The organism is uncultured Mycobacterium sp. (assembly GCF_964249325.1).
Taxonomy (GTDB): Bacteria; Actinomycetota; Actinomycetes; order Mycobacteriales; family Mycobacteriaceae; genus Mycobacterium.
In genome coordinates this window covers 259-12,826 of the sequence record NZ_CAXUCH010000125.1, presented here as the reverse complement: position 1 = coordinate 12,826, position 12,568 = coordinate 259, and the positions used below count along the sequence as shown (strand labels likewise).

At 65.4% G+C, this 12,568-nt stretch carries 14 protein-coding genes; 6 read left to right on the top strand and 8 right to left on the bottom strand.

Features of this window, described 5'->3' with window-relative positions; translation table 11 throughout:
* Together ACFE99_RS15735 and ACFE99_RS15730 are read right to left on the bottom strand one after the other, a co-directional pair.
* The coding region (locus tag ACFE99_RS15735) for an SDR family oxidoreductase (RefSeq protein ID WP_375486853.1) at nucleotides 1-781 on the bottom strand (781 nt) is incomplete at its 3' end.
* Nucleotides 782-806: 25 nt separating this feature from the next.
* The gene (locus ACFE99_RS15730; RefSeq protein WP_375486851.1) at nucleotides 807-1,472 is read right to left on the bottom strand and encodes a TetR/AcrR family transcriptional regulator; all 666 of its coding nucleotides are present in this window, start codon (nucleotides 1,470-1,472) and stop codon (nucleotides 807-809) included.
* A 106-nt stretch (nucleotides 1,473-1,578) separates the two neighbouring features.
* Between ACFE99_RS15730 and ACFE99_RS15725 the strand changes: the two genes are divergently transcribed.
* Nucleotides 1,579-3,057 carry a cytochrome P450 gene (locus tag ACFE99_RS15725; RefSeq protein ID WP_375486849.1) on the top strand — a complete coding sequence of 493 codons (1,479 nt, stop codon included), beginning with the start codon at nucleotides 1,579-1,581 and terminating at the stop codon, nucleotides 3,055-3,057.
* 47 nt (nucleotides 3,058-3,104) lie between these two features.
* Here the strand turns inward: ACFE99_RS15725 and ACFE99_RS15720 are convergent, their stop codons facing one another.
* Nucleotides 3,105-3,647, bottom strand: a complete 543-nt coding sequence (locus ACFE99_RS15720; protein WP_375486847.1) for a homocitrate synthase — start codon at nucleotides 3,645-3,647, stop codon at nucleotides 3,105-3,107.
* Between the two features lie 163 nt (nucleotides 3,648-3,810).
* On the bottom strand, nucleotides 3,811-4,236 hold the full coding sequence (locus ACFE99_RS15715) for a DUF302 domain-containing protein (protein ID WP_375486845.1): 426 nt from the start codon (nucleotides 4,234-4,236) through the stop codon (nucleotides 3,811-3,813).
* Nucleotides 4,237-4,393: 157 nt separating this feature from the next.
* Here ACFE99_RS15715 and ACFE99_RS15710 point away from each other — a divergent pair, with 157 nt between their 5' ends.
* From ACFE99_RS15710 to ACFE99_RS15695, 4 genes are read left to right on the top strand one after another with little or no spacing between them, the layout of a single operon-like run.
* Entirely contained in the window at nucleotides 4,394-4,729 is a 336-nt protein-coding gene (locus ACFE99_RS15710; protein WP_375486843.1) for a hydrogenase maturation nickel metallochaperone HypA, read from the top strand.
* Nucleotides 4,730-4,741: 12 nt separating this feature from the next.
* Nucleotides 4,742-5,512 (top strand): hydrogenase nickel incorporation protein HypB, encoded by a 771-nt coding sequence (gene hypB / locus ACFE99_RS15705; protein ID WP_375486841.1) that lies wholly within the window; start codon nucleotides 4,742-4,744, stop codon nucleotides 5,510-5,512.
* A gap of 2 nt (nucleotides 5,513-5,514) precedes the next feature.
* Entirely contained in the window at nucleotides 5,515-6,009 is a 495-nt protein-coding gene (locus tag ACFE99_RS15700; protein ID WP_375486857.1) for a hydrogenase maturation protease, read from the top strand.
* A 5-nt stretch (nucleotides 6,010-6,014) separates the two neighbouring features.
* Nucleotides 6,015-6,272, top strand: coding sequence for a HypC/HybG/HupF family hydrogenase formation chaperone (locus tag ACFE99_RS15695; RefSeq protein ID WP_375486839.1), 258 nt, complete (start codon nucleotides 6,015-6,017; stop codon nucleotides 6,270-6,272).
* On the opposite strand, the gene ACFE99_RS15690 is transcribed toward ACFE99_RS15695, so the two are convergent.
* Together ACFE99_RS15690 and ACFE99_RS15685 are read right to left on the bottom strand one after the other, a co-directional pair.
* The gene (locus tag ACFE99_RS15690) at nucleotides 6,269-7,771 is read right to left on the bottom strand and encodes a FadR/GntR family transcriptional regulator (RefSeq protein WP_375486837.1); all 1,503 of its coding nucleotides are present in this window, start codon (nucleotides 7,769-7,771) and stop codon (nucleotides 6,269-6,271) included. The two genes, ACFE99_RS15695 and ACFE99_RS15690, sit on opposite strands and share 4 nt — an antisense overlap.
* Nucleotides 7,765-8,961, bottom strand: a complete 1,197-nt coding sequence (locus tag ACFE99_RS15685) for a thiolase family protein (RefSeq protein WP_375486835.1) — start codon at nucleotides 8,959-8,961, stop codon at nucleotides 7,765-7,767. The genes ACFE99_RS15690 and ACFE99_RS15685 overlap by 7 nt, the downstream gene beginning before the upstream one ends.
* An 85-nt stretch (nucleotides 8,962-9,046) precedes the next feature.
* Here ACFE99_RS15685 and ACFE99_RS15680 point away from each other — a divergent pair, with 85 nt between their 5' ends.
* Entirely contained in the window at nucleotides 9,047-9,445 is a 399-nt protein-coding gene (locus tag ACFE99_RS15680) for a Zn-ribbon domain-containing OB-fold protein (RefSeq protein WP_375486855.1), read from the top strand.
* On the opposite strand, the gene ACFE99_RS15675 is transcribed toward ACFE99_RS15680, so the two are convergent.
* Nucleotides 9,438-11,603 carry an acyl-CoA dehydrogenase gene (locus ACFE99_RS15675; protein WP_375486833.1) on the bottom strand — a complete coding sequence of 722 codons (2,166 nt, stop codon included), beginning with the start codon at nucleotides 11,601-11,603 and terminating at the stop codon, nucleotides 9,438-9,440. The two genes, ACFE99_RS15680 and ACFE99_RS15675, sit on opposite strands and share 8 nt — an antisense overlap.
* Nucleotides 11,604-11,735: 132 nt before the next feature.
* The gene (locus ACFE99_RS15670) at nucleotides 11,736-12,506 is read right to left on the bottom strand and encodes an SDR family NAD(P)-dependent oxidoreductase (protein ID WP_375486831.1); all 771 of its coding nucleotides are present in this window, start codon (nucleotides 12,504-12,506) and stop codon (nucleotides 11,736-11,738) included.
* Nucleotides 12,507-12,568: the final 62 nt, after the last annotated feature.

The window sequence follows — 12,568 nt, the reverse complement described above, 5'->3', positions numbered from 1 at the left end:
ACTCCACCCGCTCGAACGCATACAACTCCCGAATATCTGCCGACGTGTAGATCAGGAACAGGTTTTTCGCGACACCGGCCAGGATCTTCTCGGCCGCTTTCTCCGGCGACACGGCATGACCGCTGAAGCGGTCCACCCAGCGCTTCACTCTAGGGTCGTCGCGGTCCACCCCGGCGATGTCGACCGTGTTGACCAGCGGGGTGTTCACCGCCCCCGGGACCACCACTGACACGCCGATACGGTGGCGGGCCAGATCGAAGCGCAGCACTTCGGAAAGCCCGCGCAAGCCGTATTTGCTTGCGCTGTAGGCAGCATGCCACGGCAAAGCAACCAGCCCAGCTGCCGAGGACACGTTGACCAGATGCCCGCCGCGGCCGGCCGCCATCATCGGCGGGACAAACGACTCAATCACGTGGATCGGACCCATCAGGTTGATCGCGACCATCCTGCTCCACTGCTCATGGCTGAGCTGGTCGACGGTGCCCCACGCCGACACCCCCGCGATGTTCATCACGAGGTCCATGCTCGGGTGCCGAGTGTGGATGTCCGCAGCGAACGAGGCCACTTCGTGATAGTCGGCGACATCGAGCGCGCGGTACTCGGGCACTTGCGCAGCGAGCGCGCGGGCGTCGGCCACCGTTTCGGCCAGACCCTCGGCGTTGCGATCGGTCAGGTACAACTCGGCGCCCTGGGCGGCGAGCCGCAATGCGGTCGCACGCCCGATGCCGCTTGCCGCGCCGGTGAGAAAGCACCTCTTGCCCGCAAAGCTCGTCTGCGCCATGGCGGTAGACGATACCGGCGAAGTGCTAGTCGCCTGCCGGACCGCCCCACAAGGCATTGAGCCACAGCTGCTTGAGCACCCTGATGCCACGCTGCACGTCGCGGTCAGGACCCAAAAACGTTGCGTCGCCGGAGAGCATCAGCGCGGTTGTCGCTGCCAAAGTGCGGACCAAGGCCGGGATATCGTCGCTGATCGGATGCGCGGTTCCGGCTTTAATCTCCTCCTCGACGACGCCGATGATTTGCGCGATCACCGAGTCGACCTGCTGATCGAGAATCTCGCGGATCTCGGCGTCGGTGTTGCGCGCGGCATTGCACGCCGACATCACCGGGTCGTTGTGGGCGTACACCTCAGCGGCGCTGCCGACCATCCGTTTGGCGAAAGCCGCCGGCGATTCGTCTGGACCCCGAGGGGCGAAGTAGTGGGTGAGCTCTTCGAGCTCGTGAGTGGCTTCGGCCAGGATCTGGGCAAGCACCGCGTATTTGGAATCGAAATAGAAGTAGAACCCCGACCGGGCAACGCCGGCGCGGTCGCTGATGGTGCTGACCGAGAGTTCCGCGAAGGGCTTTTCCTCCAGTAGTTCGCGCACCGCTTGCAGGATGGCCTGTCGCTGCTTATCGCCTCTTCGTTGCGGAGCCGACGCGCCCCGATTCCGGGCGCCCGCGGCGCGGGTTTCCTGCTGAGTGCTCACCCTTCGACCATGCACCACGGCGGCCCAAAAGAAAACTTGACAGCCGTCAAGTCTGACGGAAAGGATGTCTTACAGTGACGGCTGCCACAACCGGTAAGGAGCGTCGATGGCGACGATCAGCACCCCGTATTACCTGATTGACCAGGCCAAGCGTCGACTGACTCCGTCAGTCAACAACTTTCCCGGCATGGGTGCGGTCGAACGACAGCTGCTGAAAACCGAGTGGTCACCAAGGAAGCTCGCGGATCCGCCGCCGGGCAGCGGGCTCAAGCCGGTCATCGGCGATAGGGGCCTGCCGATCATCGGCCACATCATCGAGATGCTGCGGGGCGGACCGGACTATCTGATGTTCCTGTACCACACCAAGGGTCCTGTCATCTTCGGCGATTCGCCGGTGCTGCCGGGGGTCGCGGCCCTGGGTCCCGACGCCGCCCAAGTCATCTATTCCAACCGCAGCAAGGACTACTCCCAACAGGGTTGGGTTCCGGTGATCGGGCCGTTCTTCCACCGCGGTCTGATGCTGCTTGACTTCGAGGAGCACCTGTACCACCGGCGGATCATGCAGGAGGCTTTCGTGCGCTCCCGGCTGGTCGGCTATGTCGAGCAGATGGACAAGGTCGTGTCGCAGGTGGTGGCCAACGACTGGGTGGTCAACGACGCGCGGTTTCTCCTGTATCCGGCGATGAAGGAACTGACGCTCGACATCGCCTCCATGGTGTTCATGGGCCACGAGCCTGGCACCGACAAGGAGCTGGTGACCAAGGTGAATAAAGCGTTCACCATCACCACCCGCGCCGGCAACGCGATCATCCGCACCAGCGTGCCGCCGTTCACCTGGTGGCGCGGCCTCAAGGCACGCGAGCTGCTGGAGAACTACTTCCGCCAGCGAGTCAAGGAACAACGCGGGAAAAACGGCAACGACCTGCTGTCGGTCTTGTGCCACACCGAAGACGAGGACGGCAATAAGTTCTCCGACGAGGACATCGTCAACCACATGATCTTCCTGATGATGGCGGCCCACGACACGTCGACGTCGACGGCGACGACGATGGCGTACCACCTGGCCGCCCACCCGGAATGGCAGGACCGCTGCCGCGACGAGTCCGACCGGCTCGGCGACGCCCCTCTGCACATCGAGGCGCTGGAAAAGCTCGAATCGCTGGACCTGGTGATGAATGAGTCGATCCGGATCGTGACGCCCGTGCAATGGGCCATGCGGCGGACCGTGCGTGACACCGAACTCTTGGGCTACTACCTTCCCGAGGGCACCAACGTGATCGCGTATCCGGGGATGAATCACCGTCTGCCCGAAATCTGGACCGACCCGCTGAAATTCGACCCCGACCGGTTCACCGAGCCACGCAACGAGCACAAACGGCACCGCTATGCGTTTACGCCCTTCGGTGGGGGCGCGCACAAATGCATCGGGATGGTGTTCGGCCAGCTGGAGATCAAGACGATCCTGCACCGGATGCTGCGCCAGTACCGGCTGGAACTGCCCCGCCCGGGCTACAAGGCGAAGTGGGACTACGGCGGCATGCCGATTCCCATGGACGGCATGCCGATCGTCCTGCGGCCGCTCTAAGCGCGACCAGACGCAAAAGCACCGAAAAACGCGATTCACGGGTGCTTTTACGTCTTCTCGCCACAGGTCAGCAGCCGGTTGGCGCAGGCGACGACGGCCCGCAGCGCGGACTCGGTGGGATTTTCGGCCCAGCCCATCGCCCACTCGGCGCGCAGCCCATTGCTGCCGCAGATGAATGTTGCGGTCTGCTCGCGTGAGTGCATCTGGTGGAACCTCAGCGTCTCCAACCTGATGCCGTGCTCATGCAGCATCGCGGTCAGTGCGGCCACCGGACCGCTCGCGGCCGCCGTCGAGGTGATGATGCGATCGCCGACGGCGATCACCGCGCGGAAGGTGCGACCCTGCGGGCCCAGGCGGGTGGCGGGTCGGTGGTCGTCGAGGCAGGACCAATGGCCCAACCGCAGCGGCCCCGAGTTGGGACCATAGGTGGCCACGAAGCTCTCCCACGGCATGGCATCGGCCTGCTCGCGCAGCCCGCACGGCACGCGGACGCCGAACTGGTCGGCGAACCACGCGCCCGCAGTGTGCTGGCGCGGCGCGGCATGCGTCGGCGGAGGGCTCGTATTGCGGCTCAGCGATGAAGGAGTCATGTGCGGTCTTCTCTGGTCTGCAGGAATGACCGACTGGTAGTAGCTTGCGACCCACAGCGGGGGGTCGGTCCCGATCAGACCCCGCTGCGGGTGCTGGCTACTACGGCAAGACGCGGCACGTCCGCGAGACTAGACGCCGCTGCAGGATCGCTGCAAGTTTGGTTTAGGCGTTGCTCGAAGCGCCGTCGGGGCCCTCGGAGACCTCTTGCAAAGCTTCTTGCAGGAGTCCGGTGACCGCGTCGGCGATCTGACCCAACCTGGGCTCGTTGGTCACGTCGGCCATCAGCCTGGGATGCATCGCGTCGACGATGACCGTATCCGGAGTATCCGGATCTTGGCGGACCACCACGTTGCAGGGCAGCAGCACACCGATCTGCCGGTACACGTTGACCGCCTGGTGGGCGAACTGCGGGTTGCATGCGCCCAGGATCAGGTAGTCCTCCATGTCTTCACCGAGCTTGGCTTTCAGCGTCGCCTTGACATCGATCTCGCTCAGCACACCGAAGCCTTTGTGCGCCAGCGCTTCCCGGGTGCGCTTGACGGCGTCTTCGAACGACGTGTGCAGGTTGGTGGATAGCGCAATGCCCATGATCGGCTCCTCTCCTTCTCCATTGTGCTTCCAACTGCGCAGCGCGGGCGCCGGCGTTTTGCGTCAGCTCGGCTACCCAGGTGGGCTCAGCGGTGTACAACGGTGCTCATGGGCCTCGCCAGCGCTCACGGCTCGGCGACGACAGCAGTGAGCAACCGTGCATGAGCTGTCGTTGTGCCAGGCGATCGCCGGGACGGTTAAACCGTATGCCGACGGCCGCCACGTCGACGTCGTGCGCGTCAAGATCGGGGCGCTTCGCCAGGTAGTTCCCGAATCGCTGTCTTTCTGCTGGGCGCTTGTCCGGGACTACGAAGACATGCCCGACGCCGAGCTTGAGATGGAGTTCGTCAGCGCGGAGGTGCAGTGCCGGTCCTGCGGACTGCAGTCCGTGATTACCTCGCAGTGGTCACTGTTGTGCCCGCAGTGCGGAAGCGCCGACGTCGAAATATTGCGCGGCGACGAGTTCCTGGTGACGTCGCTGGACGTTTCGTGAAAGGTGCGCGCCATGGGTAGGTTTCACCGGCACGACGACGGCACCGTGCACACCCATGAGCACGGCGATCACCCGCACGAACACGGCGACCACAGCGAGTACGAAACCGGCTCACAGCGCATCGACGTGCTGGAGTCGATCTTCGCCGAGAACGACATCCGCGCCGGTTACAACCGGGAGGCCTTCGAGCGCAACGGAGTTCGGGCGCTGAACCTGATGAGTTCACCGGGCTCCGGCAAGACGACGGTGCTTGCCGCCACCCTCGACGAGTTCGCCGGCGAGGTCGCCATCGGAGTCATCGAGGGCGACATCGCCACCGACCTCGACGCGGCCAAGCTCGGCGGCCGCGGCGCACAGATATCCCTGCTCAACACCAGCAACGGGTTCGGCGGCGAATGCCACCTCGACGCCCCGATGGTCAACCGAGCCCTGCAGGGCTTGGACCTGCCCGCGCTCGACCTGGTCATCATCGAAAACGTCGGCAACCTGGTGTGCCCCGCAGAGTTTGACGTCGGCGAGCACGCCAAGGCCATGGTGTACTCGGTCACCGAGGGCGACGATAAGCCGTTGAAATACCCGGTGATGTTCCGCGCGGTGGACGTTGTGCTACTCAACAAGATCGACTTGGTTCCCTACCTGGACGTCGAGGTGGACAGCTACACCACCCACATCCGCGAGGTCAACCCGGCCGCGACCATCCTGCCGGTCAGCGCGCGCACCGGCGACGGCATGTCGGCCTGGTTCGGCTGGTTGCGGCGATTCGTGGCAGGTGACTCGCCGTGACGATGTCGCCGCGCAGGCCCCGGATCCTCGTGGCCGGGATCGGCAACATCTTCCTCGGCGACGACGGCTTCGGTTCCGAGGTGCTGCGTCAGCTCCCGGGCCGGCTGGCGTCCGAGTCGGTGCGCGTGACTGACTACGGGATCGGGGGCATGCATCTGGCGTACGACCTGCTGGAGGAATGGGACGCCTTGGTCCTGGTCGACGCGCTGCCCAACCGCGGCTCCCCGGGCACCGTGCACGTCTTCGAGGCCGACCACCGATCGCTCGCGCCCACGCCGGGACTCGACGCGCACAGCATGGACCCGGCGGCCGTGATTGCGAGTCTTAACGCCCTCGGCGGGGCGGCCCCGAGGACTATCGTGGTGGGGTGTGAGGTCGCCGACATCGCGGACGGGATGGGCCTGAGCGAGCCTGTGCAGGCAGCGGTGCCGGACGCGGTGTCGGCGGTCGAGTCGGCGGTGGCGATGCTCGTCGACGCAGCGGCGCGAGAGGTTTGACGGCCATGTGTTTGGGGATTCCCGGTCAAGTCGTCCGGATGCTCGACGGTTACGGGGACCAACTGGCGCTGGTCGATGTCGCTGGCGAGAACCGCAAGGTCAACGTGGGCATGCTGCCGGAGGAGACATTCGCGCCCGGCGACTGGGTGAGCATCCACATGGGTTTCGTCGTCGAGAAGACCGATAGGGCTGGCGCCGAGCAGGCGATGGCCGGTTTGGAGTTGATGGGCCGGGGCGTCAGCGACTCGGACGCATTGGGCTAAATCCACCAAGAAACCGCAGCGTCGAGATGGCGGCGAGTGCGGTAACACGCCAGGCTGTCGTCACCGTCGACAATTGCCTCGATGATCCGCTGGTGCGCGCGCAGAACCTCGATCGCATTCGCGCCGCTTACTGGTCGAGGTTCCAGACTGGTCCACTGCCGGCGGAACAGCTCGACGAGCATCCGCAAAAACAACTCCAGCACTGGATTTCCGGCCAGCTGCGCCAACCCGGTATGGAAGAAGAACTCCGCCATCTCGGCTATGCGCAGATCATGGGATGTCTGGTTGACCGAGTGCCGATGCACGCCCAGAAAAGCCTGCACGTCCTGGTCTTCGCGTCGCTTGACCACCTTTACGACATTGTCGATCTCGATGGCATCGCGCACCAAACGCAGGTCTTCGCGCGTCGGTCTGCGGTACTGCAAGTACAGCGCGATGGTGTCAATGCTGGCTTGCGCCTGTGGTTTTGTCACGACAAGACCGCCGCCGGGCCCTCGCCGCATGCGGGCGACGGCGTGGTATTCAAGCAGCCGCACCGCTTCTCGGAACACCGATCGGCTCACCCGGTAGCGCTCCAGCAGTTGGCTCTCGGTTCCAAACACAGAACCCAGACGCCAACCGCTGGTGGCGATATCGTCTTGGATGGTGGCCGCCAGCGTCTCAGCGAGTTTGCCCGGTGATGCCTCGTTGATGTCAGGCCGTCGAGATCGGGCGGGCATTGCCCGCCCGGAATTGCTGTGTCGCTGCAACCAGGCGGTCACCGACTGCACATGTTGCTCGGTAAGCGTTTTGGCGCGCGCAGAATCCCCAGCGGTGGCCGCGGCGACGATAGCCGAGTGGTCGTGATGCGTGCGCTTCAACGCCGTCGCGGCGTCGCCCGCAGAATCCGGCCGCGAAACTTGCGCAAACCGCACGGTCAGTCGCATCAGGATATCGATAAACAATTGCAGGACTGGGTTTTTCGAATGTTCAGCCAGTGCGACATGAAATTCATCCCGGGAAGCGGCCGAACCGGACTCTCGGTGCTCTTCGGCTTGCAGCACTGCGCGGAGCCGGTCGATACCGGCCTCGTCGATCCGCTCTGCGGCTAGAGCTGCCGCCAACGGTTCCAGCAGTTGACGCGCGTTGAGCAGATCGCCGAGCGTGACACCGAGGTACTCCAGATAGATGACGACGGCGCGCGTCGCCGGTGCTGCGTCGGGCTCGGTGACGAACAGCCCGCCGGTGGGTCCACGACGCATGCGCGCGACCCGGTGGTGCTCGACCAGGCGAACGGCTTCGCGCAGGACGGATCGACTCACCCGATAGCGTTGTTGCAGAGCCTGTTCGGAACCTAACGATTCGCCAATCGGCCAGCCGCGGCGGACGATGTCGGCTTCGATGCGACGGGCTATCTGCGCGGCCCGTTTGTCGGGCCGCACAATGTCGGATTCCAAACCGGCTGCCAGGCCGGCCGTCCGAAGCCAGCTGTCATACTCTGCCGCAAGGGGATTCAGCATGTCAGTAGCATGCAGCCGGCGATCGGGCCGCCGCCGACCGCCACAGCGGCTACCTCTGGGCGCGTCGGCACCTGTCGCTGGTCGGCGTCGCCGCGCAGCTGCACGCACGCCTCGTGCAGCACCCAGTAGCCGTGCATGCGTCCGGCAGATAACTGGCCGCCGTAGGTATTCAACGGCAGCTCGCCGTCACGGGCGATCCGTGTAGCGCCCTCGACAAACGGACCGGACTCGCCGTCGGCGCATATGCCGAGGGCTTCCAGCCACGCAAACGTGAGAAAGGTGAACCCGTCATATAACTCGGCGATGTTGAGATCTGTGGGCCGTAGATCGGTGCGCGACCACATCTGTGCCGCAGCGTCGGCCGACGCCATTTTCGGATAGTCGTCGCGGTGGAACCAGCCACCGGCGCCGTTGGACCCGCCGATCGCCTCTACCGCCACCGGGCGGTGCGGACAGTCGCGGGCATACCGGGCGGGCGACACCACCACGGCGATCGACCCGTCGACGGGCACATCACAGTCGAGCAGCCCGAACGGCAACGACACCGGCCGCGCCGCAAGGTAATCGCCCATCGTCATGGGTTCGCGGTACACGGCAAGCGGATTCAGCGCGGCGTTGCGCCTGCTGTTGATGGCCAGCCAACCCAGCTGTTCCTTGGTGGTTCCATACAAGTGCATGTGGCGGCGGCAGTTCAGTGCCAGCCAGTTCGCCGCCGAATAAGCATGCGCCGCAACCAGTTCGCCCACATCGTCCATCGGACCGACGAGTGGTCGGTCACCGTCGCCGCGCGATTCTACGATTCGCGCCAGCGCTGGACGCGGCGCATTCGCCGACGACGGCGACGTGGGCACTTCGCCGCCGATCATCTGGACGGTGCGGTAGACCAGCACGTGGCGGGCCCGGCCATTGGCGACCGCCAGACATGCCGACATCACGGGGCTCAACAGCCCACCGGTGTCGAAGCCGGTTCCGCAATCCGCGGGTTCGATGCCCAGCGCGGCGCTGAGCTCCCCGGGTGGCGTATCGCCCAGGGTGGCGATGCCGTCGATGTCACTGGGCGTCAAACCGGCGTCGTCGATCGCTGCGCGCGTGGCTTCCAGCGTCAACTCAAGCCCGGGAATGCCAGTGCGGCGGCCGATTCGCGAAATGCCGACCCCCGACAGGATCGCGTCCTTCTCGAAGTACCGCATCAGCTCCGCCCGCCAAACCCCACGAAAAATAAAGTGTACTGTATTGGGCGTGCCGACAGAGCCGCAGTCGTCGCCTCCCCCGCGCATGCTTCCTGGCGACCGCGCCTTGTGGGCACGCGATGCCGACGGGCAACTGCTTATCGAGTACTGCGAGCATTGCGCGCGCTGGATTCATCCCGCGCCCGGGCACTGCCCGCAGTGCGGCGGCCCGCTGGTCGCCCGGCCGGTGTCTGGCCGCGGCACTGTGTTCACCTACACGGTGAACTTCCATCCGTATAACCCCGCGGTGCCGACACCCTACGTGATCGCCATCGTCGAACTCGCCGAGCAGCCGGGACTGCGGGTTGCCACCAATATCGTTGAGTGCGAACCTGATTCGGTGGTGTGCGGTATGCCTGTCGAGGTCCGATTCGAACAACACGGCACTGGCCGCGACGCGCAGTTCATGCCGGTCTTCACACCGGTCAGCGACGCGGCTACCTGATCAGGGGATCGCGCGGCATCCCGAGAATCCGCTCGGCAATCTGATTGCGCGTCACCTCAGAAGTGCCGCCGGCGATCGTCATTCCGCGGGCACCCATCACCATCCGCGCGATCAGCCCGCCGGCACCTTCGGCCAGCGCGATGTCCGGCCCTAAAAGCGCGGACGCAATCGCACCGCCGTCAACCATGTGCTCGGCCAACGTGAGCTTGGTGATGTTGCCTTCGGGTCCGGGGCCTGCGCCCTCGACACTGCGGGCGGCGCGACGCAGGTTCAGCAGCCGCAGCGCCTGATCCTCTGCCAAAAAAGTGCCGACGCGAACGGCCGCACCCCCTAAGCGGTCTGCGTGCTTTTGGGCCAATTGCACCAGTTGCGGTGCGAGGCCCTCGTAGAACGAGCCGCCGCCGCCGATGCTGACCCGCTCGTTGCCCAGGGTTGCCCGTGCCACGGTCCATCCGGCGTTGGGTTCGCCGACGACGTCTTCGTCGGGTACGAACAGGTCGTTGAAGAACACCTCGTTGAATTCCGACCCGCCGGTGATCTGACGCAGCGGCCGCACCTCGACGCCCGGAGAGTTCATGTCGACGATCATCGTGGTGATGCCGGCATGTTTGGGCGCGTCCAGATCGGTGCGCACGGTGGCCAAGCCGCGACGGCAATACTGGGCACCGCTGGTCCACACTTTCTGCCCGTTGACCTTCCAGCCTCCCTCAACCCGGGTGCCGCGGGTCTTGATGCCCGCCGCGTCGGACCCCGCGTCCGGCTCGGAGAACAGCTGGCACCAAACCTCGTCTTGGCGCAGCGCCGGAAGCACGAATCTTTCGATCTGCGAATCGGTTCCGTGCTGGATCAGCGTCAGGATCACCCATCCGGTGATCGAGTAGTCGGGCCGCTTGATGCCTGCTGCACTGAACTCTTGCTCGATCACCAGCTGTTCCACCGCGTCAGCGGCCCGCCCCCACGGCTTGGGCCAGTGCGGCATGACGTAGCCCGTTTCGATCAGCTTCGCCAACTGATCTTTCTGGTCCAGGGGGGCGATTTCGGCGGCGTCGGCACGGATCTGTTTGCGCAGTTCTTCGGCCTCGGGCGGCAAGTCCAAGCTGTTGGCGCGGGTGACACCGGCAGCGGTGCGGTCGAAAACATCTCGGGCGGGTGCGTCTCCGCCGAACAACGCACGCACAGCCAGCGCCCGGCGCAGATGCAGATGCGCGTCGTGCTCCCAGGTGAACCCGATACCGCCGTGCACCTGAATATTGAGTTCGGCGTTACGCACGTAGGCCGGAAAGGCCAGCGCTGCAGCGACGGCCGCCATCAGCCGGAATTGCTCTTCGTCCTCGCCGGCGGCGCGGGCCGCGTCCCATACCGCGGCGGTCGCCGACTCCGCGCCAACCAACATGTTCGCGCAGTGATGCTTGACCGCCTGAAAGGTCGCAATCGTGCGCCCGAATTGCTGGCGCACTTTGGCATAGTCGACGGCGGCATCGACGCAATCCGCTGCACCACCGACCGCCTCGGCGGCCGCCAGCACACGCGAACGGGCCAGCGCCGATGCGCGGGCCCCGGCCAGGATGTCGTCGGCCCCGACGCTGACGTCTTTCAACGTGACCCGCCCTGAGCGGCGGGTGGGATCGGTGTTCTTGGGTACGTGCACCGACACGCCGTCGCGGCCGCGGTCCAGCACCAGCACATCGTCACCGGCGGCAATCAGCAGCAGGTCAGCCAGCCCGGCACCTAACACGATGCCGGCCTCGCCGTTGGCGACCCCGCCGTCGACGGCGACCTCGCCATCCACGCCGACGCCGGCAGTCACCGTTCCGTCGACCAGTCCCGGCAGCAGCCGCGCCTTCTGCTCCGGGGTCCCGGCGTGCGCGATCACCGCCGAGGTGATCACTGTCGGCACGAACGGTCCCGGCGCCACCGCCCGGCCCAGCTCCTCGATCACCACCACCAGCTCGGGCAACCCGTAGCCAGAACCGCCCTGCTCCTCGTCGATGTGCAGGCCGAGCCAGCCCAGCTCGACGAGCTCCTGCCAGAACGGCGGTCGAGGCTCGTCGGCCGAATCGAGTAGGGCCCGCGCCGCCCAGCGCGCCTTCTGGGAAGTCAAAAACCCGCGGGCCACCTCGGCGAGTTCACGATGGTCGTCGGTCAATGCGATACCCATCAGGGCCCTCCTCGTGGCGGCGTGGGTTTGAGTGTACTTAATCGGCCAGGTGCCGGTTATCGCCGCCAAGCAGAAGCCACGGCTGCGATCTGGCAAAGTTCACGACCGTGGCTTCTGTTGGCGGCTACGAGATCACTTGGGCGCGAACCGTTGTCCCGCGTCGAGCCGCAGGCATTGCCCGTTGAGCATCGGGTTTTCCACAATGGCCGCAACCAATTTCGCGAACTCTTCTGGCCGGCCGAGGCGCTTAGGGAACGCAGCGTCTTTAGTCAGCGCGGTGGCATATTCGTCCGGAATGCCCTTGGTTAATCCGGTCGCAAACAGGCTCGGCGCAATCGCCAGAGCCCGGATGCCCAGCGATCCGAGGTCGCGCGCCATGGTCAGGCACATGCCGGCGATGCCGGCCTTGGCCGCGGTGTAGGCGACTTGGCCGATCTGGCCCTCGAACGCGGCGATCGAGGCGGTGTTGATGATGACGCCGCGTTCTCCGGTTGTTTCGGGGTCCTCGGGTTCGTTCTTGCTCATGTGCCAGGCCGCCAAGCGGCTGATGTTGAAGGTGGCGATGAGGTTCAGGTCGACGACCGAGCGGAAGGATTCGAGATCGTGTGGACCGTCTTTGGTCAGCGTGCGCTTGGCGATCCCGCCGCCGGCCGTCGTCACGCTCACGTGCAGCCCGCCGAGATCGTCGACCGCGGCCTGCAACGCCTTTTCGGTGCCGGCGAAGTCGGTGACGTCCACCGCGTAGAACGGTCCGCCGAGGGCAGTGGCAACGTCCTTGCCATCGGAGCCCTCGCGGTCCAGTATCGCGACGCTGGCGCCGCGCGCGGCCAGCAGTTCGGCGCTGGCCCGCCCCATACCGGAGGCGCCGCCGATAACGACCACCTTCTTGCCGTTGATCTCCATTCAAACCTCCTCGTTTGATATCGCCCAGATCTCCTGCACGCTATCGCGGACCGGCTTAGCAG